Here is a 23,642-nt window from a genome sequence, read left to right on the forward strand (position 1 = left end):
CCCCCTAGTGATGTAACCAATCTTTTAACTGCTGCCCAAGCTTCTTCGCATCTTCATAGCCAAGCTCATGTAATTTTTCCAGCTTACGCGGATCCTTCTCCATTCGTCCAACTTCCACCTTGGTTGAGGGACGAATGATGATAGCACTACCATCCGCTTCCATACGTTCAATTGTTTCTAAGGTGTTATTATAAATTTCACTGCGATTCACAAGCACATTTACTAGTCCATTATATTTCGGATAAAAGCTCTTCGCCAACCAACGCTGCTTGAACGGCCGTTTGCGGTAGCCTAGCTCCTTCGTTAATACAATGATGTGCTTTTTATTGCCGTCAGCTACCGATTTCTGTACAGGAATCGGATCGACCAATCCGCCATCAAATAAGGTTCTCCCTTCAAAATGGATCGGCGTAGCTACAAAAGGCAAAGAACTCGAAGCTTGTACGATGGGCATCGTTTGCAGCTGAAGCTGATGTTTCGTGAAATAAATCGGCTCCCCTGTATGCGCATCGGTTGTTCCTATTGCGAATTGCTGTGAAGAGGCATAGAACGTGTCATAGTCAAATGGCACAAGCCTGTTCGGCAGCTCATTAAAAATAAAATCCATGCCAAATATGCTTTTACTGCGCAATAAATTTCGATAGCTTAAATAACGGTGATCCGCAACATAGTCAATCGTTACCTTCTTATTCCGCCCAGGTTGTTTAGAAATATAAGAAACGGCATTGCATGCTCCTGCCGAAACACCCACTACATAGGGGAAATATAAATCCTGCTCCATAAAGTATTCCAAGACTCCCGCGGTGTATACCCCTCGCATACCTCCGCCTTCCAGTACGAGTCCAATTCMTTCCATGGTGACACCTTCTTTCTGTCTGTCTCAAGCCCCTTTCTAGCATACAGGAATTGTAAATTAAAAGAAACGGGCTTCTTTCTTCGAAAATGTGACGAAAACGAAGATTTCATCCTACTTTCTAAGACAAATTAGGGGAAATCCCAGTTCAACCGTATTTTTGCCGAAATTTAACGTGCACGTCAACTTTTCGAACCTCAAATACCGGTACACATTCATGAAATTGCCAAAAACCCCTGCTCCGAGGAACAAGGGTGAACAAGCATTTAGGTAATTAACGATTTTCTTTATACAATTCTTTGATGACTAAAAACTCGTGAAGGTTGCTTAGAAACAGATCAACAATGACAGGGTCAAAATGCTTACCACGTTCAGACTCCAATAAATCCAATACGCGATCTAATTCCCATGCTTTCTTATATACCCGATCGCTGCACAGCGCATCAAATACGTCTGCTAAGGCTGTTATCCGGCCATATAAGTGAATGTTTTCCCCACTTAGCCCTTGTGGATAACCTGTTCCGTCGAATCGTTCGTGATGCTGATGAGCAATAATCGCCGCGGCGTGCAGCACCTTTTTATTCGAATGCTTAAGCATTTCATAGCCTAAATTAGAATGAGTTTTCATAATTTCGAATTCTTCCGTCGTTAAGGAGCCTGGTTTATTAAGTATGGCATCTGGAATCCCAACTTTGCCTACATCATGCATCGGTGTTGCCAATCGAATCGTTTCAGCTTCCTGCTCGGATAAGCCGTACTTCAGAGCTAACAGTCGTGAATACTCGGCCACTCGCTTTACGTGATGACCGGTTTCCTGCGAACGCGTTTCCGTGATCTCGCCCATGGTATAAATGATTTCCTGTTGCGTACTCTCAAGCTCATTGTTCAAATAAATATTCTCAAAAGCAACCGAAACGTTCGCGCAATAAATATCCACGAGGTAATGCTCCCATTCACTCAGCGCGTTAAACCCGTTCATGTAAATCACGTTCTCCATCCCCATCTTACTCTGAAAATAGATGATGAAACGATCCGCAGCAAAACTGCTTTTACGCGTATGGAAAGCCAATTCAATTTCCTCAAGAACATCCACGGGAACCACATCCCGTGCTCTTGCATCTTGATTCGCCGCATAATCGCCGCTAGCCGCAAGAATGTAAATGTCCTCGATCCCTTTCGTCACCGCAAAACTACAATGTATCGCATTCTTATGTAAATTAACGATAGAGGTCATTTGGGTCAGTACACCTGACGCAAATTTCTTCATGGACTGTAATTCAAACAAAGTCGCGGAAGACTTAATAATTTCTTCCAGGCCAATTCTACTTTTCTCAATGGTTTTGATATCACGGAAAGAACGCAGTGCCGTGACTACCGTAGTAAACAGTTTCTGCGAGGTTAACTCCGTCTTTTCTTTATAATCATTGATATCGTAATCCATGATAACTGTTCGCTCAGGCGCTTGTCCTGGCTGGCCAGTCCGCAAAATAATACGTACAGCTTGGTTATTCAGTTCTTCACGTATGTATTTAACAATTTGCAAACCTGCGTCTTCGTATTCCATAACGACATCTAATAATATAAGGGCCGTATCCGGCTGTTCTTTCAAAAGTTGTTTCGCTTCCAAAGCCGAATAGGCACTATGAAACGCTAGTTTTCTTCCGGCAAATTCAAGATCCTGTAACACCATTTTCGTTACTTGGTGTATTTGCTTCTCATCATCGACAATAAGTACGATCCACGGGTCTTGTTCCACAGTCCTTAGATTTGCTGCAATGCTATCTTCCTCAGCAGCAAAAAGAAGCTCATCCTGATCGACAGACTCCACTTTATTTGTCATATCTCAGCTTCCTCCTCTTTGGGGATTGTAATTGCAAATAAACTGCCCTGTCCTCGTACGCTTGAGCATTGAATCGTACCATTTAACGATTCCGTCACAAGGTTATACACGATATTCATCCCTAAGCCTGTCCCGCCTTGTCCGCGGCTGGTTGTAAAGAATGGATCAAAAATATGATCCAACACATCCTCTGACATCCCTTTCCCATCATCGGAGTAGGCCAGCATGACATGATCGGGATAGTCTAGTACTCGGATACTTAAGCATCCTTCATCTTCAGTATCGTAAGCATGATGCAGGGAATTCATCACTAAATTCGTAATAATTTGAGATAACGCACCCGGGTACGTATACAATTGAAGTTGATCATCGCAGTAAACGTCGAGTTGTATATGTGTTTTCTTAAGAGCAGGCTTCAAACTTGCGATAATCCCMTCCACATATTCTTTAAATAGAAAGGTTCGCTTGATCTCAACACTTTGATCCACTGAAATTTGCTTGAAGCTTTTAACTAAAGAAGAAGCTCGTTCCAAGTTAGTTTGAACCATCACGATGCTCTCATGGGAAATAGATAGAAATTGCTCCAAATCGGATTTCTTCATTTTCCCTGCTTCATATAATGCTTGAAACTCTTTCAATTTCTGATCCAAATAACTGATAGCCGTTACACCAATACCAATTGGGGTGTTAATTTCATGCGACACGCCTGCAACTAAATTACCTAGTGCCCCCATTTTCTCCGAATGAACAAGCTGATCTTGTGTAACTTGCAAGGTATTCAGAACATGCTGCAGCTCCTGATAGCGTTCATCCAAATTGCTGACCATATCATTGAAAGCATCAGAAACCTCGGCAATTTCTGGTGAAGCTTTGAAATGCAATTTTGGCAATTCTCCACCTTGTTTCACAATGACAGCCGCTTCACGCAACCGGCTTAAAGGCCGGATAACAATGACTCGCAGAATAAGCCATAATAAGATCGATAATATAATTGCGATGGTGAGTCCAACGAACAGAATCAGTTTCGTTCTTTGTTTGAGCAGCAATTCCTCTTCCGAGGAGTCGAAAATAACCTCAACGGCCCCGACAACTGAACCATCTTCTTGCAGTGGTGCCGTTAAACGAACGATAGGCCTATCATTCTCGGCCATCGGGATACGATCTACAATCGTTTTGTCTTGTTTAGGAATCACAATTTTCGCAGCGTTCAGAATCGTTCCTACTTCTTTTCGATTCGAGGCAGCTAAGATTTTGCCTTGTTTGTCATACAGCTTCATATCTATAACACGATTATTCTTATATTGAATGTAATCGAAAATCTGCTGGATATCGGAGACCGATCTCGATTCTTCATAACGACCGTTGATGGCAATCGTCATACCGCTGATTTGACTTACATATGCTTCGCGGATCGATTGATTCAAGCTGATCGTATCAAACACCATCATCGTCGAGATCATGCCCGCTGTGACTGCTGTGACGAGGAAAACGATCCGCTTCTGTAAACTTAATTTCTTTTGACGAAAAGACATCACCACACCTACTTCACATCGAACGTTACTGTTTTGCTAACATCGTAAGGCGTGTGGTCGTTATTATGTAAGGAGATCTTCACTTCATGCGGTCCTTTGGTTAAATGATCCAGTACCTTTTGATTCGTTGTGACTACGATTTTCTCACCCTTGTCTAACGATATATGAACATGACCTTCACCTTCCACACGTTGTTGATCATAGTGTTCTTTCGACAACTTCAGATCGGTTGTCAGATCTAAGGTGACAGTATCATCTTTAACTACATAAGCGACTTCTAAAGTTGGTGTAAACGCAAGCGTGTTGGACGTTGTCGTTTTGGCTTTCCCGCAGCCAGAAATAACGATTGTTAATGCTGCTAACAAATACAAACCCTTAATTTTATTCATTTGTCATCCCCCATAAAGATGTTTTTATATCTATACAAGCCCAAAAAACTATCCTCTCTAGCTTAAGAATAATCAGTTAATTTGTCCACTTTTATTTTGGTAACATGTGTAAGTATGGACCCTATCGTAAGAATAGTTAATTTATTCGAAATTGTCTGACAATTAATGTCGAATCCGCATGATAACACTCACATTTTGCGCTTACCCAGGAAATAATTTCATTTCCCGAATCCGAATGATTTCCCCAATTTTGGTGCAATGTAGTAAAGTCGCTTTTCATAGCTTCCCCTTGTCTTTATGAACCCTAAGGAGGTTTCCCCCATGACAGAAACCAATCAGCATCAACAACCGGTTCAGCACGCCATTGACGCCGCTGACCATGCCATTCTTCAAGCGCAAGACGCCCAGCATATGCTACAAGTCGCTATAACGGAAGCCAATCCCCATGCGATTCAATCCGCTCAAGCCGCACTTGTTCAAGCAGATCAGCAGGTATCGCAAGCCCAAAGACAATTAGCTGAATTTGCCAACGAGCAATTCGGACAGCAAATCAAGCAAACGTTCGAACAGTTAAACCAAGCTGCACAGGATATTGAAGCTAATCAAGAAAAGTTTCATACGCCAAAGCAGGTTCGGTAACCCGTATTAACATCTCAGGGAGATCCAATTTCTAGTCAAAGGAGCTAAGCGTTGTTTTGGCGCTTAGCTCTTTTGGGTAGTTTCGCATGTTTCTTCTCACTGTAACGGTGAAAAACATCCTTACAGCGCCGAAATGAGCAGATTCGTATGCCTCTCCTTGCTGTAACGATGAAAAACATCCTTACAGCGGCGAAATCGCCAAATTCGCATGCCTCTCCTTGCTGTAACGATGAAAAACATCCTTACAGCGCCAAAATGAGCAGATTCGCATGCTTCCCTCACTGTAACGATGAAAAACATCCTTACAGCGCCGAAATGAGCAGATTCGTATGCCTCCCTTCGCTGTAACGATGAAAAACAACCTTACAGCGCCGAAATGGCCAAATTCGTATACTTCCCGCAACTTCAACGGCTTTCGGGACACCATCTTTTCATTTTAGGTACACATTATGTTAAACTACGGAGGAAGGTTTTCAAGTTATTTGGGGAGGCACTACATACATGCTCGTGATTGGAATTGCCGGAGGTACCGGTTCAGGTAAAACATCAGTAGCAAAATCGATTATCACAAAACTCGGATCCACGAATGTGACTTTAATTTCACAAGATAATTATTATCTTCATCATAGCGGACTGACCTTTGAAGAGCGGGAACGCATTAATTATGATCATCCTCGTGCTTTTGAAAATGAATTGCTCCTTCAGCATCTGAATATGTTGAAAAGCGGGCAGCCTGTCGACATTCCCGTCTACGATTTTTCGGGGCATGCGCGTTCGCAAGAAACGATCCGCATTGACGTTAAACCGATTGTACTGCTTGAAGGCATACACGTTCTAACGGATGAGGAACTCCGCGGTGCGCTTAATATAAAGGTTTTCGTAGATACAGACCCTGATGTACGCATCCTCCGTCGTCTATCTCGCGATATTAATGAGCGCGGTCGTTCCTTACAATCCGTTTTCGACCAATACTTAACGACAGTTAAGCCCATGCATGATGCATTTATCGAACCGTCCAAGAAGTACGCTGACATCATTATTCCTGAAGGCGGAGAAAATCAAATCGGTATCTCGCTCCTTACCATTTTGACAGAACGCTATATGACGGATCAAGCTGCAAATTACGAAATCGGCTAGCATCCGAAACGGCAAGAAGCCACCTTCCTTTATCAAGGGAAAGTGGCTTTTTTCATGCCGTACGTGCTTTGAAAATGAACCCTGAGAGGCCAAACAACAAGTACACAAGGCCAAGAAAGTAGAAAATACTGAAAACGCTCAAATAGTGAAGAGCCATCCCGCCTACTAAAGGACCGATGATACTCCCTACACTATATTGAATGGAAGCAATAATATTGGCAGTTGGCAGCAAATGACGCGGTAAAATATCTGCCGCATAGGCCAACCCTAGCGAGAAGAAGGAGCCTACCATGCCGCCTGCTACACCCAAACAAAGCCCGAGTCCCCATAAGTTTGTCCCAACAAAAGGTACACAACTGAACGCTAAAGCCCCTATGATGGCCGTACCCATGAGAATTGGCTTACGACCTACGCGGTCACTCCATATCCCCAGCGGCAACTGCATGATGAGCCCACCGATCCCAGTTACAGGAAGTAAAAGTCCTATCGTAGACTCCGAAATGCCAATCCGAAGGCCATAGAGCGGGAAGTTACTATTCATCGCTGCTTCCATGTAACCAAAGAGCAAAGAAGTAATCAGCGGAAACCATGCTAAGGAAATGACTGTTGTTGCTCGTTTATGCGCGGCTTCCGCACGTTCAGCTCGCTCTGGCTTTTCATTTTTCAKCCTCGTTAGGAGTAATAAGATGAGAAGAAAGAATGCACTTGTCACCATAAAAGGCACCCAAATCCCTGCTTTAAGCAGGGTTATGCCTAATGGACCGAGACTAAACCCAACCCCGTAGGCCATCCCGTACAGGGAGATATTGCGTCCTCTCTTCTCTTTCGGACTGGAAGCTACTATCCAGAGTTGTGTCGCGAAATGTAAGGCGCTATCCCCAATACCCACTAGAAGCCGCAGTACAAACCAGAAGCCCACCTGTTGCCAGACTGGGAAAAGGCAATTCGCGATAATAATTAAGCTCATCCCGATCATAATGACGGGTTTATAGCCATAACGGCGAACAGGCTTCTCAATGATGAACATCGTCGCAAAAATCCCAATATACAGGGCAGCCGCGTTTACACCGTTTGCACCTGTTGATATACCAGAACGATCTAATAATATCGTGAGCAATGGCAGGAGCATCCCTTGGCTCATTCCCGCCACGATGATGACCATGATTAATGTGGTTAATTGATAATTAGATCGCAGTAATTTAAACGCCATTCCCGAAATCCACCGTTTCCCATCTCTCGGCACAGTCATTAAGCTTGCCATGAAGGGGAACACGGAACTGCGTAAATATGACGAGTCTTGCTTTTTTTATCCATTCTTTGAAAGATGGGTAGGTAACGAAGAGGTTCGCATAACGATCGCTCATACAAATAAAGTGAGGACCTGGGGATTTCTCCGTTAAAAAGTTAAGTGATGTATCGAGTGGCGTATATTTCTTACGCTTCCCCTCCCATTTGTCCACTTCAACTTGGAGATTCGTATCTACATCCTCCAATAGTTGTTCAAGATGCTTCAGACGTGCATAATAGGGCATCTCCGATCGAATATCCATTCTACGGAGTGTTTCCTCATGCTGTGGATAGAAGATTACACGAACGAATTTCCGTTCTTCTGCCCAAGCCATACAAGCGCTCATTTCGTGCTCTGTCCAATCTTCAAATGTCTCAAAAACCAGGACTGTCCCCTTATCTGAATTTGCCGGGGGTTCATACCCAAAGGGTACTTTTATTTGATCTCGTGCCATTGCTTCCTCCTCTAGTTGATCTTGCATGTCGTTGGTATGATGGAATTACTTACACATATACCTAGTATACCCCTTCCATCCCCATGAAACCATTGCCCAGATTGGATTACAAGATCACGTTACGTTATAATTTGGGGGTACGTATTTTTTAATTAAGGGAGACCTATAGGATGAGAGATCCAAGATTACAAACTTTTGCCCGAAACATTATTCGATATTCCGTGAGCTTGCAGCCCGGTGAGAACATATTAATTGAAATGATTGGTGTTAAAGATCCAGAACTTGCGAAATGCTTAATCGAAGAGGTTTATGCAGCCGGAGGTACTCCGTTCATTGAATTGCGTGACCCTGCCATTACGCGCAGCTTGCAAATGAAAGGAACGCAAGAACAATTCAGCACATGGTCTGCCATTGAGCTTGCTCGAATGAAACAAATGGATGCCTATGTAGCTGTGCGCAGTGGAGATAACATCACGGAATCATCTGATGTGCCTGACGAACAAATGAAGCTGTTCCTGAAGTACTTCCAACGTCCAATCTTCGATGAGCGTATTAACAATACCAAATGGGTGGTTATGCGCTACCCGAATCCGTCAATGGCCCAGTTGGCTGGTAAAAGTACGGAAGCTTTCGAGGATTTCTACTTTAACGTCTGTAACCTTGATTACAGTAAAATGGCAAAAGCGATGGAATCCCTCGTTGATTTGATGAAGCGCACGGATCGTGTCCGTTTGGTCGCCAAAGGGACGGACCTCAGCTTCTCGATCAAAGGCATCGGCGCTGTTCCTTGCTCGGGACTCCGAAACATCCCAGACGGCGAAGTGTACACGGCACCTGTGAAAGATTCCGTAAATGGTACAATCAGTTACAATACACCGACTATTTACTCGGGCACATCTTTTGAGAACATTGTCCTGACCTTCGAAAATGGCCGCATCATTAATGCGACTAGCAACGATACCAAGAAACTGAATGAGATCCTAGATACGGATGATGGCGCACGCTATATCGGCGAATTCGCAATTGGTGTGAACCCTTACATTCAGCATCCGATGAAAGATATCTTATTCGATGAGAAAATTGACGGCAGCATCCATTTCACACCAGGTCAAGCCTATGAAACTGCGGACAATACCAATCGTTCATCAGTCCACTGGGACATGGTTCTGATTCAACGTCCAGAGTATGGCGGCGGCGAAATTTATTTCGATGATGTGCTCATTCGCAAGGATGGCCGTTTCGTCATTCCAGAGCTCGAAAAGCTTAACCCAGAGAACTTAATGTAGTTAACTATAGGAAAAGGCACAGACTTAAAAAGCAGTTGAGACTTCCGAGTAGATTCACTCGGTAAGCTTCAGCTGCTTTTTAGCCTAACCAATGGAAGATAGTATTTCCCGCGGATTCTGAATGTTGCGGCAGACTCGTTGGGATCAACTTTGACATTTGACTCATAGGACTAACTCGATCTGGTGTACGTTCACTGGAAAGTATCCGCACCTCAGCTCCTCTCGGTACGAAAGGAAATAGTTGCTGTATGTCATCATTCGTTAATCGAATACAACCTAAGGACTTCGATTCTCCGATCGAGCTCTCATCATACGTGCCGTGTAACGCGATAGATCCTAGTCCTAAGCCTGCATCACCATAGCTTTGACTTCTCTTTCCTTTGGGCTGCTGCACTCGCTCTATGACCCGATAAACGCCATCAGGTGTGCTGCCATTAGCACCGAGTCCAATTTCTTTGTCCCAAAGCAAGTGGGAGCCGCTAACAAGCTGCAACTGATACGCACGCTGATTCACTTCGAGATGAACAGGTTCATAGGGAACCTCATCTCCTCCGACTACATTCGCATAGAACATATGCGCAATATCTGCTGCTTCGGGATTAAATACCCATCCCCCATCACCCTTGAAGGCAGATTGGATYTCATTCGAACCCGAAACAGCTTCAATCGGGATGAAGCTCAAATAATTCAGCGGATAATCCTGCAGGAGTTCATCTATTCGTGCGGGGGCTTGTCCCACATCGTCTTGATAGGATGCCAAAGCGGTTCGAACTAAATTAGCACCAATCGCGCTAAGCGGTTGGTGCTCTTCAAATTCAGCGTTCAGAAATCGGATGTGAACCAAGGCATCTGCCTCTGGCTGATACGTTGCGATAACCATCGCACGCCTTATATCATCCTCATTAGTGAGCAGCATCGTTTTCCCTTTATCCACGTTATCCTCAGTGACAATCCCATAGAGGAGAATCGTTGCCTTAGGTATTTCCTTTGCCAGAACCAAGGCTTGTGCATGAAGCTTCTTCTCGATTTCTGCATGTGACATCTCTGGTGAGAGATACAAAATGAAAGGCTTGTCTACCGATTCGTAAGTTACTTGCGTGCCTGCACTCCAAATTTTCATTTTACTTATCGTACGTGAAATGGCATGATCTCCAGTAAAAACTAATACTAAAATGACGTTGAGAATTAGAAGGACAAGCAACAACATTTTCATAAATGGTGGTAATAAAGGCTTTCGCTTCTCCGGCAGCGTCTGTTCTAGATTCGCAGCATGAGTAGCTTGCTGCTGGTCAAGGAGGTKAATGGCACGATTTGCAGCAGAATAGAACGGCGAGGGGTAGGTTTTGAGCACTTCTTTATAATGAAACCGTGCTCTCTTCCAATTCCCTTTCTCACGAAATTTCTGCCCTAGATTGAAATGGGCTTCAGGCGAATTCGCATCCAAATAACGAATAACCTTCTCATGGTAAAGTGGATCAGCATGACTAATGAACAAATTCTTGTGCAAATGGACGAGGTGATCATCGAGTTGGTTACGGAATCGTTGGTTTCGTCGGATCATTTGGCTCCTCTCCGTTCATAAATTTAGCTAGTCACACAAGCTGAATGATACAGTAAGTATCTCTGATACATATCGTATCATGAGAGAAATGGAAAGACAACCCTTTTTCCGGCATAACAATCGACGTTCGCCATCAAATAGAAAAAGACGCCCCTAGACCCTATAAATAAGGCTAAGAACGTCTTCTAATTCGTGTTATTAACTACCTAATGCGCGACTGTATTATAGGTCATTATCCAGATGGAACCGGCTACGATTGTTATTAGAATGACTAGACCAAATAGCAGTGCCATGATGTTCCACCGGGCATTCTCGCCTTCTTTGACATGCATGAAGAAGAACAATTGCACAGCAAATTGCAGAACGGCCATTGCTAAAATCAAAACTAAGGTACCCGTTTTCCCAAGCATATGGTTCATGACAACAACAAGTGGAATGATGGTCAAAATGATCGATAACGCAAAACCGATGATATACGATTTCAATGATCCATGCGACCMATGATTGTTATGAGATTGTGTATGTGGTTGGCTCACTTACATCACCCCCATGAGATAGACGACCGTAAAGACGAAGATCCAAACGACGTCCAGAAAATGCCAATACAAGGAAATGATCTCTACTTTACGTTTCGTAACTGTTGTGATCCCGCGGCGCTTCAATTGAAAAATTAGACCAATCATCCAAAGTAAACCAACGGAAACGTGCAAACCGTGCGTGCCAACTAATGTAAAGAAGGCCGATAGGAAAGCACTCGTGCTGATTGTTGCGCCCTCATKGTTAACCATGGTAATGAATTCTGAGAGCTCTAGTCCAACGAATGATGCTCCTAATATCACGGTCACAATCAACCAACCGATTAATTGCTTCAGATTTCCTTTGTGCATACCCAATACAGCTAAACCGCTTGTAAAGCTACTTGTCAGCAAGATGAAAGTTTCTGCGATGATTCCCGGCATCTTGAATAACTCTTCAGGTGTTGGTCCGCCATTCGTATTTTGGTGAAGGACGATATAGGTCGCAAAAAGCGAGCCGAATAAAATAACGTCTGTGATCAGAAATATCCAAAAACCGAACGTTTTGAGCGATTCATGCTCGTGTTCATGGTCGTGTGCACCATGTGCAGCTGTGTGTGCCATTACACCTTCACTCCTTTCCAAGCGGCGTCTTCTGTCTTCTTCACTTCATCCGCTGGAATATAGTAATCCGTATCATAGCTGAAGGAACGAGCAATCATACAGATGGCAACACCAATTAACGCTGGAATGGTTAGCCACATCCAATCCCAGACGAATCCGAAGCCCGCAAAAAACCATAACAGCGATATTACAAACGGAATTGCTGAGTTTTTAGGCATATGAATCGGTTCATAGGTAGTTGGCTTCGGTTGTTTCTTGCCAGTCCCTTGCTTCGCTTCCCACCAAGCGTCAGCGACTTCTGCTTTAGGCAGCACAGCAAAGTTGTAAAGTGGTGCTGGTGAAGGAATGGACCATTCCAGTGTACGTGCATCCCACGGATCGCCAGTAACATCTTGTTCTCTGAACTTAATGGAATGAGCAATTTGCCACACTTGGAAAATGAAACCAAGACCCATTAAGAAACCGCCGACGGTTGAAACCATGTTAAGCGGACCCCAGCCCATATCCCAGCTATACGTGTAGGTACGACGCGTCATCCCGTCTAATCCTAGGAAGTATTGCGGCATGAAACAAACATAGAAACCAATGTTCCACACCCAAAAAGCCCATTTGCCCAAATGTTCATTCAGCTTAAAGCCGAACATTTTCGGCCACCAGTAGTAGAGTCCTGCGAAATATCCGAAGGCTACCCCACCAATTAATACTTGATGGAAATGCGCAATCAGGAAGTAACTATTATGAAATTGGAAATCAGCGGGGGCGACGGACAACAGAACACCTGTCATCCCCCCAACAACAAAACATGGAATAAAGGCAATCGTCCAAAGCATCGGGGTTGTGAAACGAATTTTCCCCCGGAACATCGTGAAGAGCCAGTTAAATACTTTTGCCCCTGTTGGGATCGCAATTAGCATTGTACTTATCGCGAAGAAAGCATTCACATCCGCGCCGGAACCCATCGTGAAGAAGTGATGCGCCCAGGTGAAGAAAGATAATAAGCTGATGATCAGCATCGCGAATACCATCGATTTGTAACCGAATAGTTTCTTCTTCGAGAAGGTTGATACGATCTCAGAGAAAATACCGAAGGCTGGTATCACGACGATGTAAACCTCAGGGTGACCCCACATCCAAATTAAATTGATATACATCATTGGATTCCCGCCGCCATCCAATGTGAAGAAGTGCGCACCAAGGAAGCGGTCTAGGAATAACAAGGCAAGTGTAACTGTTAAGATTGGGAATGCGAAAATGATCATAATGCAACTTGAAAATACGGACCATGTAAACATCGGCATTTTCATCAACTTCATGCCAGGTGTACGCATTTTCAAAATGGTTACAATAAAGTTAATCCCGGTTGCTAAACTACCGATACCTGAAATTTGAATACCCCAAATATAGAAGTTCTCTCCTACCCCTGGACTATGCGACATTTCGGAAAGCGGCGGATAGCTTAACCAACCAGCGTCTGGTGAACCACCAATAACGAAGGAAACGTTGAACAACATGGCGCCCCAGAAGAACATCCAGAAACTCAATGAGTTTAAGAATGGATACGCGACATCGCGCGCTCCAATTTGCAAAGGAACAACAATGTTAAATAAACCAAACATGAGCGGCATCGCCATGAACAAGATCATGATAACGCCATGCGTTGTGAAAATTTGATTATAGTGATCTGGCTGTAGGAACTGGCTATCCGGAATGGCTAGCTGCAGCCTCATCAGAAGCGCATCGACACCACCGCGGAATAACATCATTAATGAACAGATAATATACATAATCCCGATTCGTTTATGATCGACGCTTGTCAACCATTCCCGCCAAAGCCAACCCCATTTTCGGAAGAACGTGAGTACGAATACCATGGCTACTAACGAGAGCCCGATACTAACCTGGGCCCCAAGAATCATAGGATCGCCCGTTACGAAAAACTCGGATGCAAACTCTTTAATTTTATCCAGCATGAGCAGATCTCCCTTTCATAAAACTCTGATCTATCATCAATTACTTCGACATATTCATCTGACTATGATCCATTTGGGAATGGTTCATGGTTTCGTTTTTCTTCGTATCTTTGCTTTCATGACCTGCCCCATGACCATTGTGAATAGGCTGCCCATTCGTATATTTCGTTACGATTTGTTCGAAAAGTCCATCTGGGATTTCCGAGAAATATCTCACACCAGATTTACCTGGCATTGCTAATTCATCGTAACCTTCTTTGGTTAACTTCGTAGGGACTTTCTTGGTCTTCGCAATGAACGAATCAAAGTCTTCACGCGAAGTCGCATTCACATCAAACGTCATGTCAGCGAAATGTTCACCACTGAAATTCGCTCCTGTACCAAAATAATGTCCGATCTCATCCGCTTGCAAATATAGCGTCATCGCCATGCCAGACATTGTATAAATTTGACCGCCTAATTGTGGAATCCAGAATGAATTCATCGGCGCATCCGAAGTCAGTTCGAACTTAATCGGTGTATCTTCTGGAATTTGCAAATAATTCACAGTGGCAATCCCTTGCTCTGGATAGGTAAACAACCATTTCCAATCTAATGATGTCACCTGAATCGTAATCGGTTCTTTATCCGACTTCAATGGTTTTGACGGCTCCAAAGCATAGGTATACTTCAGCGTAACCACAGCCAATGTGACAATAATGATGATCGGCACAGCCCACCAAACGATTTCGAGTGAGGTACTGTGAGACCAATTCGGTTTATACGATGCCTTATTGCTTTTGCTATCGCGATATCGCCACACAATCCAACCCGTAAGCACAAGAACCGGAACAAGGATGACCCCACATAAAATAGTTGCAATCACAATTAAATCTCTCTGCTCAGCACCAACGGGTCCTTTAGGATCCAACACCATAGCTTGGCTGCAGCCAGAAAGTACTAAGATGATGGCGACCATCATGAAGAGCATTCCTGCTTGTACAAGCTTTCTCTTCTTCATCCACTTAACCTCCCAATCAACAAATCCTGCCTGTTATCAACATATCATCTTGTTCGTTAAAGTTCACCATCACAAAGTTAACTTAACAAATACGTCAACGGTTCGACGTAGTAATGTAAAACAAATGTCACAGAACGTTTGTTGACTCTGCTGGAAAAATATGAACAGCAAAAAGCCTTCCAAGTATCAAACTTGAAAGGCTTGCATAGTATTCCTTCGAACCCTCGTTCTCATTCGCCTTTGGAAACATTGCGAGAATGTACCAAATGAATAGCGGTACGAATCACATAAATGTGGACACTTCCGACCATGAACCCAATACCCACCATTAATGTTGTATTGCGATCACTGAAGCTTTCTAAACTGAATAAGCTAAGTACTAAACCTATAGCAAGCAACGCCCATGCGGCAAAAGTCATTAATTTCACTAACGGCATCACATCTCGTTCAGCACGCTCAACGGAATTTACGGACACAGCTCTATTTGACATTATCATCACCACTCCTGACTTAAATGTAAGTGCTTTAAAACTAGTATAACACAAAAATCAGATTTTGTTCATATTTTATTCACACGATGATCAAAATTTGGACAAAATTACACAAGGAAATTACGAACGAAATTAAATTTTGACTTTCATCGAGTTTTATGATATAATTAAATATTTTATTGACATGAGTCGCGCCAGAAATGATAATTTCATGCCTTTTCACACTTATCATTCCAAATTGGAGGGTTACACATGCAAATTTCTGAAGGACTTTATTCCGTTGACTTATCCATTCCACTCATGGGTCGAATCAACGTCATTCATCCCGCCTTATTCGTTGATGAGCAAGGAGCTGTACTTGTAGATACAGGCTACCCTGGTACCCTTCCACTCCTACAGAAAACATTAGAAAACTTAGGCGTTAATGTATCAACATTAGATTCCGTCATCCTTACACATCAGGATATCGATCATATCGGAGGTTTACCTGCCCTTCTCGAAAATTCCTCCCAGCCCCTAGAAGTATTCGCTTCTGAACTAGAAAAACCTTATATTCAAGGCGATATAATGTTAATTAAAGTAACCCCTGAATCCATTGAACGTGCTGTTGCGAATTTACCTGCAGACACGACACCTGAATGGCGAGAGGCGTTCCGTCGTAACCTTGAGAACCCGCCGAAGGCACCGGTTAACGCCATTTTGGAAGATGGTCAGATCATCGACAGATGTGGTGGGATTGTTGTCATCCTTACGCCTGGTCATACGCCAGGTCATTTGAGTCTTTATCATAAAAAAAGCAAAACATTAATCGCCGCGGATTCCATGGTTGTCGCTGAAGGTAAGCTTCAAGGACCCATACCAGCTTATTGCGCTGATTATCCCTTAGCCTTGCAATCATTGCGAAAATTTTTGCAATTCGATATCGAAAGTGTTCTTTGCTACCACGGCGGCTTAATCACCGATAATGCGAATCAACGAATCGCTGAAATCGTACATTCAATAGAAGCTTAGTGAACAAAAAAGGGCTGACTAACCGTAGATGATCTACAGGTAGTCAGCCCTTGCTACTATGTACGTTCTACTTCAGAAGTGTATAGCTGCCGATAATAGGAAGAGGTTTAACTTGACCTTGCGCCGCCGCAACAATGCCCAGCACGGCCAAAGTCACCAATGCCAAGTTAGCAATCGGCTGCAGGATCCAACCAATGAATGGGATAATGCCGAGAACGACATTCACGATGACCCATGCCAAAAACAAAGTAAGTCCTTGATTGGCATGGTACCACGCAAACTTGGATTCCTTCGCCGCGATTAACGGGATGAAAAACAAAATGTACGCAAGAATCGCCATTCCCTTGTTACTTTGAATATCAGTGGAATCGTACATGGACAGCACCTCATCTTCTCAGAGTTTTCTCTTCCATTATATTCAATTTCCAGCAGCTATTCATCCGCCTATTGGACAAATCTCAAATTATTTTTGGACCAACTTCCACTCGTCCCAAGCCTTCAGCAACTCCTGCTCTCGCTCTGGTTTTAATCCAGCTACTCGAACTATTTCAGTGTCTCGACCTTGATCCCATGCCCGTGTATCTTTTACGGTGTCTACTAATGCTCTTGTCGTTAAACCCGATTGGAACGCTTTTGCATTGTTTAACTGGAACATACCGATCAAACTGTCGCTTGGAAGCCACAGCGGCAGCTCCATCCAGGGCCCCACCCCTTGTTCGACTAAGAACTCTTCCGTCACCCAAGTAATCGTCGTCTCTACATCGTTATCGGTAGATCTGCAAGCTTCCACGACATCTTCCATGGCATACTCATTTCCACTCGCATGAATAGTTCCCGTTACGCCTTGTTCAATCAGTCGTATCGTCCAGGCTGCAAGGTCACGCACGTCAATGAATTGAAGCTTTCGCTCTTTGGGCAGCGGAACTAACACTTCACCGCCTAGTTGTAAGCGAGCAGGCCAGTAAGTGAATCGGTCTGAGGCATCATAAGGTCCAACGATCAGACCTGGGCGAATGATGAGTGCTCCAAGAGGAAATGCTGCTTGGACAACCTGTTCACATTCCGCTTTGAGCGCCCCGTAGCGCTGCCCAGGATCTCCTGCCTMTTCGAGCTGTAACACGGCTGCCGTTTCATCCAATTGAACCTGCTTTAAATCCGCATACGCAGAAATAGTTGAAATGAATGTGTAGTGCTTTGCCTGTACTTTCAACATGTCGGTCGCTGCTATCACAGACTCCGGCTCATAACCACTGGTATCAATTACAGCATCCCAATCCATATCTTGCAGTTTAGCAAGGTCGGTATTCCGATCACCTAGAATGTGATGGACTTGAGGAAATGCAGCAGCATCGTGAAGACCACGATGGAACAGTGTCACTTTGTGTCCTTTCGCGAGTGCCGCTTCTGTCAGGGCTCTTCCTAGGAATTTGGTGCCGCCAAGGATCAGAATATTCATATGTTACCTCCACCTCGCTCCGGATTTATTTGAATGATTCATCTAATAAGGTTCTCGCTTTTCTTACCTTCTCTTCCTCAACCGCCCCACTCACACGTCCATCTTCTCTTACAGCTGTGCCAAGGTGGACATTATGCACCCCAGTAGCTTCGATAAACGAAGTCAAACTGTCGAGTGTAAGTCCTCCGCCTGGCAATATATTTAAGTGACTGCCGCGGGTAATCGCCATAAGAAGTCGTATCTGCTCAACAGCATGAAGAACACTTGCGGCGCCTCCCGATGTGAGCACGGACTGAATTTGTTTATATGACATCAGCATTGACAAAGCTTCTGCTTGTTCTTGTATTTCGTCGAAGGCCCGATGAAAAGTCACAGGCAAAGAAGTAGCCCCTAACAAAATTTCAAGATTGTGGCGATCAATCTTCTTATCCGGTGTTAATACGCCGAATACAAGAGCGCTGGCACCTGCTTGCTCCGCGCCTTGGATCGAATCGTGCATCGTTGCGATGTCCGCCTCTGACATATGAAAGGATCGCGCATGCGGACGAATCATCACGTTCACTGGAATTTGCAAGGCGGATATAATTTGCTTAACGAGCTCTAAATCGGGTGTTAACCCCCCTTGTCGCAAATCCGCAACAAGTTCAATCCGATCTGCGCCGCCAGCTTCAGCTCGCACAGCATCTTGCAATGTAGTCGCGATTACTTCCAATAGCATGTTTCGAAATCCCTCCATTTTCAATATTTATGAATTCCCATTTATACTCTAACACAAAGTGGATAACACAAAAAACTCCATTAATCGATGGATTAAGGAGTTGTGTCACCCTATAGGATATGTAGTACCTAAATATTCGAAGCCGTTTGCCATTGTTGTTGATGTACTTCGACGAGCTCAAGATTGGCAAATGAACGACTAAGCTTCAACAATTTCTCCGTTGCTGCTAATTTCGGCAATGGTGCACTCATAGGCTTGCCTTTGTAACATACGATAAACAACAATTTCATCACCTTCGCTTCTCTAGGATTACAACGTTTCGTTGGCTTTGCTGCTATATCATTCGAAAGACCCCCTCAGATTTGAGGGGGTCTTTCGACATTTCGACAAATTTCGCTTCAACTTATATTACACAATCGCCAATTCAGATAACTTTGCCCGAACTTCTTGAGTTAGTTGAACCGCATCTTCCTGGCGATTCACGACATCGACGCGATCCATATCCACGATAAGAACTTCAGATGCATGATAATGATTCATAACCCAGTCATCATAACCTGACCAAAGCTGACGATAATAATCAACCAACGATTGATCCTGTTCAAAGCTGCGGCCACGAAGTCCGATTCGGTACATAACCGTTTCAAAGGAAGCCTTCAAATAGACCATCAGATCAGGCGCCTTCTTAGGCAGCTCCGCCAACTCTGACATCATGTTATCAGCCAAGCCCTCATACACATCAAATTCCAATTGTGAAATACGTCCTAACTCGCGGTTCACTTTGGCGAAATACCAATCCTCATAAATACTTCTGTCCAGTACATTTCTGTTATGTACTAATGCCTGTTTAATGGCCTTAAAACGCGTATTCAAAAAGTGCAATTGCAGCAAAAACGGATACCGATGCTTTTCGATTTCTTCCGGTGATGCTGTGTAAAATAGCGGTAATATCGGATTATCATCGACACTCTCATAGAAAACATTCGAATTTAGTTCTTGCCCCAGTAAAGTGGATACCGAAGTCTTACCTAGACCAATCATTCCCCCAACCACAATCACTGCCATTGACCCCTTTCTCCTTCTACCCATTCGTAATTTACCTACTGTCAATTCAGCAAAGCTTACCTATTATACAAGGAATTCAAAAACGAGGGAACCCTCTATTTTTTCCTTTACCGTTTGACTTAGCTGCTGCTAAAGAGTCCAATCACTTGGCCATGCAAAATTTCCCGCATCGACCGCTCATATTCTACCTATTTTAGGAAATCCTCAAAGTAACCAACAAAAAAAATTAAGAACACAGTGTGATGAATTCATCTGCCATACTGTCTCTATTTATAAGTACCTAACAACTATCCATATGACAGAGGTGTATCGATGATTTACGGAACGAAGCTACTAGATACAGATTCAGAATTATTTGCTGCTGCCCTAACAAAAACGCCAGTGTTCGTATGGTCACTCGATCAATTAGGCGTTTATTACCAAGTAACTACAGGGATTATCGTCAAATACACGCCAGATCATGTACAAGTTTACAATGAAAATAACACCACAATTTCTACTTGGTATTCAAGAGAAACTTCGGAATTTAGTATTGCATTCTAGAAATGAGAAAACCGCCGATACCGGTTCAACCCGTCGGCGGTTTTCAGCTTCCCATCGTGTTTAAAGCAAGGAAATCAATTATGCTCCCCCGTATACGTTGGCAAGAACACATCAATAGTCGTCCCATATCCCACTTGACTTTGGATGTTCATGGTCCCTTTGTGCGCTTCGACAATCTTGAAGCACATCATTAAACCTAAGCCAGTCCCCTTCTCTTTCGTTGTATAAAAGGGCTCCCCTAGCTGTTTCAATCGCTCCTCTGGTATCCCGATTCCATTATCTTGTGTCCGTACTCTAATCTGATCATCCCCATGCAAGGAAACGATCAATTTGATTTGACCGTCCTTCGGTATGGCTTCCATCGCATTTTTGATCAAATTAATGAATAATTGCTTCAAATGCATCTCCGAACACGTAATTTCAGGTATATCCGATTGGAATTCCAATATTAGTTGTACGTTGCAAAGTACGGCTTGCGTATCTAGAAGAGCAATAACGGATTGCAAAATTGGCACTAAATCGCTTTTTTTATACGTTATGGCTTCCGGCTTAGCGATCACTAAGAATTCACTAACGATAAAATTGATGCGATCCAATTCAGATAACATGATATCAAAATAATGCTTTTTATCTTTCAGATCATGCTGGAGAAGCTGTAAGAATCCGCGAAGCGAAGTAAGTGGGTTCCTAATTTCATGTGCAAGTCCTGCCGCGAGCTGTCCAGCAACGGAAAGTTTGTCCGATTTACGGAGAAGCTCCTCCGTTTGCTTACGTTCAGTAATATCTCGTGTAATACCTGCGAATCCGAAAATTTCACCTTTTTCGTTCCTAATGGGCGTTTTCGTTATACTCACATGGATCAATTGACCATCTTTACGAAGTCGGACCGATTCCATCCCTGATATCTGCTTCCCCTGTCGCAGTTCGTTATACATAGCATTACGTTCTTTTTCCAAATAATCAGGATAAATCGGTAATGTTCGATGGGCTAACTCCGCTTGACTCCAACCAAAAATATGCTCATGCGCCGCATTGACTGATATTACTCGCCAATTCAAATCCAGTACACAAATTGCGTCCGTGGTGTTATTAATAACAGATTCCAGAAGCTCTTTCGTTTCTCTGAGCTCCGTTTCCATCCTCTTGCGTTCCGTAATATCGACACACGATCCGATAACCTCCACCATGCGCTCATTCTCCATAATGGGGCGCAATGAAGTGAGATAGGTAATCCCCCGGAAGGTCGCTTCAAACATCACATTTTCTTCACCATTCCATGCTCGATGGTAATAAGCTTCTATGGAACTGGCCAAAAAGGCTGGCCAAATATCATGCAGCGTATTCCCTAAAATGTGTGACGGCTTAAATCCCAAACGATAAAGCAGCTCACCGTCACACAAAGTATGGATGAAATTCCCATTTATTTCCCTGAACTTTAAGGTCATCCCCTGTTGTCTTCGTACGGTGTCATGGAGATCCTGTTGTGCGATTCGCAATGATTCTCGGTCACGATTGAATTGTGTGATATCCTTGGCGATTAAATACACGCCATCCAATTTATCATTAACGATGATCGGAACATTTTTGACACCTAGTTCAATTTGTTCGCCATTCTCTTGTTGGAACACCAACATATAGTTATCATTTTGCATGAGGATGCCAGCAGCAGAATCGAATCTCGTGTTATTCTGCAGAAAAATATGATGGATAAATTGAGAGAGCAATTCATCTTCAGAGTATCCTAGAATCCTTTCCATGGCTGGATTGACACCCTGTATGCGACCATGGATGTCACAGGTCAAAATACCTGCGGGATTATGCTCAATTAATGATTTATAGCGCTGTTCACTTTCCGCCAGTTTACGTGCCATGTCAGACTGTTGGGAGAGGACCTGAACTTGAGCAATATAGGCCTGAGGTCTGTTGTCTGCATCTCGAACGATTGACATCCGCCAGTCAACGCACAGTAAAGATAAATTCTTATGTAGGATATTGATCGTTCCTTGATAGGTAGGTAACTCTCCACCAAGTAAATTCTTCATGATACGTTCTATGTGGCGCACTTGATTAGGTTCTACTAACGACTTCACTTGCGTTGTAAGGAGCTCCGGCTCCGAGTAGCCGACGATGTCGCACAAGCTGCGATTCATTTTCAACCAATGACCCTCAAGCGAAATCAGAGCCATTCCCATTGTGGTGAATTCAAAAATCGCATCGAACGATAGCTCCATTTCCGAATGCTTATTCATATATTTTCCCCCATGGTACATGCTTAGATGGTGATTCTCACCGTTTGATAGATTCGACAATCCCACAAACAATCCTGCACTTAGCGCATTATGGATTGAAATTGTTCACGAAATATGCCCTTGCTTTCYGTCATTATGTTAGAATGGAAAGGTTCATTATTCTTCATCTCACGTTGTAGGAGGATGCTCCCTTGCCCAATATTTGGACACATTTAATTTTCKGTCAAAAAGTGATGAACCAACTAGGCCACACTTCGGTTCTAAACGATAAACAGCAGCGGCACATTTTTTCTCTTGGCTGCCAAGGACCTGATTTTCTTTTTTACCACAACTTTCTACCTTGGCAAAAAGACAAGAAAATAAATGCACTCGGTAGTCTCATGCACAAAGATTCCTGCGGACCCTTTCTACTCGAACTAGTTCGACAGGTGCAAGGTCGTGGCTTATACAATCCCGCGGTTCTCTATGTTCTTGGTTTTCTGACACATCATGTTTTAGATCGCAATTTACATCCTTATGTATTCTATAAATCTGGTTTCAAGAAATGGGATCATCAACGATTTGAAATCATCATGGATACCCTTTACGCCAAGCACGAGCGCAATATCCAAACGTGGAATACGCCCGTATGGAAAGAAATATATGTAGGTGAAAAGTTCCCCTTAGGCATTGTACCGGCCCTCACCGCTGCAACCGCAATCCATTACCCGKGAATCGCCTCACAAATGAAGGATTCCGATTGGGACGACGCCTACTATGACATGATCCGTGCACAACGATTATTCTATGATCCGCATGGAATCAAGCGAATATTGACAGTAGGTCAAATATCACCATTGGTTTACACGAAGCATCCCGCTCCACGCGATTATTTTAATGAGGCCAAGACGACTTGGAACTGTCCAACGGATCTGAATGAAACCTATACATACAGTGTATGGGAGTTGTTGGAGACAGCAATGGATGATGCCATCCTTGTGCTAGAAGCAGCCATACAAGTCTTGCAGCGAGGTACCGAAGC

At 43.6% G+C, this 23,642-nt stretch carries 24 protein-coding genes; 6 read left to right on the plus strand and 18 right to left on the minus strand.

Translation table 11 applies throughout. The features are described from left to right. Window positions 1-4: 4 nt before the first annotated feature. From AB4114_RS32605 to AB4114_RS32620, 4 genes are all read right to left on the minus strand, one after another. Window positions 5-856 (minus strand): patatin-like phospholipase family protein, encoded by an 852-nt coding sequence (locus AB4114_RS32605; protein ID WP_441992143.1) that lies wholly within the window; start codon window positions 854-856, stop codon window positions 5-7. Between the two features lie 271 nt (window positions 857-1,127). After that, window positions 1,128-2,693, minus strand: coding sequence for a DUF3369 domain-containing protein (locus tag AB4114_RS32610; protein ID WP_441992144.1), 1,566 nt, complete (start codon window positions 2,691-2,693; stop codon window positions 1,128-1,130). Next, window positions 2,690-4,225, minus strand: a complete 1,536-nt coding sequence (locus tag AB4114_RS32615) for an ATP-binding protein (protein WP_441992145.1) — start codon at window positions 4,223-4,225, stop codon at window positions 2,690-2,692. Before AB4114_RS32615 ends, AB4114_RS32610 begins: the two co-directional genes overlap by 4 nt. Window positions 4,226-4,233: 8 nt before the next feature. Further along, window positions 4,234-4,614 (minus strand): hypothetical protein, encoded by a 381-nt coding sequence (locus AB4114_RS32620; protein WP_441992146.1) that lies wholly within the window; start codon window positions 4,612-4,614, stop codon window positions 4,234-4,236. A gap of 321 nt (window positions 4,615-4,935) precedes the next feature. On the opposite strand from AB4114_RS32620, the gene AB4114_RS32625 reads away from it, so the two are divergent. After that, entirely contained in the window at window positions 4,936-5,253 is a 318-nt protein-coding gene (locus AB4114_RS32625) for a hypothetical protein (RefSeq protein ID WP_441992147.1), read from the plus strand. 501 nt (window positions 5,254-5,754) lie between these two features. Continuing rightward, entirely contained in the window at window positions 5,755-6,390 is a 636-nt protein-coding gene (gene udk / locus AB4114_RS32630; RefSeq protein WP_171630671.1) for a uridine kinase, read from the plus strand. A gap of 52 nt (window positions 6,391-6,442) precedes the next feature. Here the strand turns inward: udk and AB4114_RS32635 are convergent, their stop codons facing one another. Both AB4114_RS32635 and AB4114_RS32640 read right to left on the minus strand, forming a co-directional pair. After that, the gene (locus AB4114_RS32635; RefSeq protein ID WP_441992148.1) at window positions 6,443-7,600 is read right to left on the minus strand and encodes an MFS transporter; all 1,158 of its coding nucleotides are present in this window, start codon (window positions 7,598-7,600) and stop codon (window positions 6,443-6,445) included. Beyond that, window positions 7,590-8,132, minus strand: a complete 543-nt coding sequence (locus tag AB4114_RS32640; RefSeq protein ID WP_441992149.1) for a hypothetical protein — start codon at window positions 8,130-8,132, stop codon at window positions 7,590-7,592. Before AB4114_RS32640 ends, AB4114_RS32635 begins: the two co-directional genes overlap by 11 nt. A 170-nt stretch (window positions 8,133-8,302) precedes the next feature. Between AB4114_RS32640 and AB4114_RS32645 the strand changes: the two genes are divergently transcribed. Next, a complete protein-coding gene (locus tag AB4114_RS32645; protein ID WP_441992150.1) occupies window positions 8,303-9,418 on the plus strand; it encodes an aminopeptidase in 1,116 nt (371 codons plus the stop codon). Between the two features lie 79 nt (window positions 9,419-9,497). Here the strand turns inward: AB4114_RS32645 and AB4114_RS32650 are convergent, their stop codons facing one another. The 6 genes from AB4114_RS32650 to AB4114_RS32675 form a co-directional block, all read right to left on the minus strand. Beyond that, window positions 9,498-10,979, minus strand: a complete 1,482-nt coding sequence (locus tag AB4114_RS32650; RefSeq protein ID WP_441992151.1) for a L,D-transpeptidase family protein — start codon at window positions 10,977-10,979, stop codon at window positions 9,498-9,500. A 206-nt stretch (window positions 10,980-11,185) separates the two neighbouring features. Next, window positions 11,186-11,515: a cytochrome o ubiquinol oxidase subunit IV gene (gene cyoD / locus AB4114_RS32655; protein WP_441992152.1), complete on the minus strand. Its 330-nt coding sequence runs from the start codon at window positions 11,513-11,515 to the stop codon at window positions 11,186-11,188. Continuing rightward, window positions 11,516-12,118 (minus strand): cytochrome o ubiquinol oxidase subunit III, encoded by a 603-nt coding sequence (gene cyoC, locus AB4114_RS32660; protein ID WP_441992153.1) that lies wholly within the window; start codon window positions 12,116-12,118, stop codon window positions 11,516-11,518. Continuing rightward, the gene (locus AB4114_RS32665; protein WP_441992154.1) at window positions 12,118-14,088 is read right to left on the minus strand and encodes a cbb3-type cytochrome c oxidase subunit I; all 1,971 of its coding nucleotides are present in this window, start codon (window positions 14,086-14,088) and stop codon (window positions 12,118-12,120) included. The genes cyoC and AB4114_RS32665 overlap by 1 nt, the downstream gene beginning before the upstream one ends. Window positions 14,089-14,128: 40 nt before the next feature. Continuing rightward, window positions 14,129-15,088, minus strand: a complete 960-nt coding sequence (cyoA, locus tag AB4114_RS32670; RefSeq protein WP_441992155.1) for a ubiquinol oxidase subunit II — start codon at window positions 15,086-15,088, stop codon at window positions 14,129-14,131. 230 nt (window positions 15,089-15,318) lie between these two features. Further along, entirely contained in the window at window positions 15,319-15,579 is a 261-nt protein-coding gene (locus AB4114_RS32675) for a hypothetical protein (RefSeq protein WP_441992156.1), read from the minus strand. A gap of 252 nt (window positions 15,580-15,831) precedes the next feature. Between AB4114_RS32675 and AB4114_RS32680 the strand changes: the two genes are divergently transcribed. Beyond that, window positions 15,832-16,590: an MBL fold metallo-hydrolase gene (locus AB4114_RS32680; protein WP_441992157.1), complete on the plus strand. Its 759-nt coding sequence runs from the start codon at window positions 15,832-15,834 to the stop codon at window positions 16,588-16,590. Between the two features lie 67 nt (window positions 16,591-16,657). On the opposite strand, the gene AB4114_RS32685 is transcribed toward AB4114_RS32680, so the two are convergent. The 5 genes from AB4114_RS32685 to AB4114_RS32705 all read right to left on the minus strand — a co-directional run bounded on the left by AB4114_RS32685 (window position 16,658) and on the right by AB4114_RS32705 (window position 19,829). Then, window positions 16,658-16,966, minus strand: a complete 309-nt coding sequence (locus tag AB4114_RS32685; RefSeq protein ID WP_441992158.1) for a DUF4870 domain-containing protein — start codon at window positions 16,964-16,966, stop codon at window positions 16,658-16,660. Window positions 16,967-17,053: 87 nt separating this feature from the next. Beyond that, window positions 17,054-18,046: an NAD-dependent epimerase/dehydratase family protein gene (locus AB4114_RS32690; RefSeq protein ID WP_441992159.1), complete on the minus strand. Its 993-nt coding sequence runs from the start codon at window positions 18,044-18,046 to the stop codon at window positions 17,054-17,056. 25 nt (window positions 18,047-18,071) lie between these two features. After that, a complete protein-coding gene (locus tag AB4114_RS32695; RefSeq protein WP_441992160.1) occupies window positions 18,072-18,764 on the minus strand; it encodes a copper homeostasis protein CutC in 693 nt (230 codons plus the stop codon). A 128-nt stretch (window positions 18,765-18,892) separates the two neighbouring features. Then, entirely contained in the window at window positions 18,893-19,054 is a 162-nt protein-coding gene (locus AB4114_RS32700; protein WP_441992161.1) for a hypothetical protein, read from the minus strand. A 118-nt stretch (window positions 19,055-19,172) separates the two neighbouring features. After that, window positions 19,173-19,829, minus strand: coding sequence for a deoxynucleoside kinase (locus AB4114_RS32705; RefSeq protein ID WP_441992162.1), 657 nt, complete (start codon window positions 19,827-19,829; stop codon window positions 19,173-19,175). Window positions 19,830-20,141: 312 nt separating this feature from the next. Between AB4114_RS32705 and AB4114_RS32710 the strand changes: the two genes are divergently transcribed. Further along, a complete protein-coding gene (locus tag AB4114_RS32710; protein WP_171630687.1) occupies window positions 20,142-20,372 on the plus strand; it encodes a hypothetical protein in 231 nt (76 codons plus the stop codon). 74 nt (window positions 20,373-20,446) lie between these two features. On the opposite strand, the gene AB4114_RS32715 is transcribed toward AB4114_RS32710, so the two are convergent. Further along, a complete protein-coding gene (locus AB4114_RS32715) occupies window positions 20,447-22,621 on the minus strand; it encodes a PAS domain S-box protein (RefSeq protein WP_441992163.1) in 2,175 nt (724 codons plus the stop codon). Window positions 22,622-22,812: 191 nt separating this feature from the next. Between AB4114_RS32715 and AB4114_RS32720 the strand changes: the two genes are divergently transcribed. Further along, on the plus strand, window positions 22,813-23,642 hold an 830-nt coding region (locus tag AB4114_RS32720), incomplete at its 3' end, for a zinc dependent phospholipase C family protein (RefSeq protein WP_441992164.1).

It is taken from the genome of Paenibacillus sp. 2RAB27 (genome assembly GCF_052115445.1).
In the GTDB taxonomy this organism is placed as follows: Bacteria; Bacillota; Bacilli; order Paenibacillales; family NBRC-103111; genus Paenibacillus_E.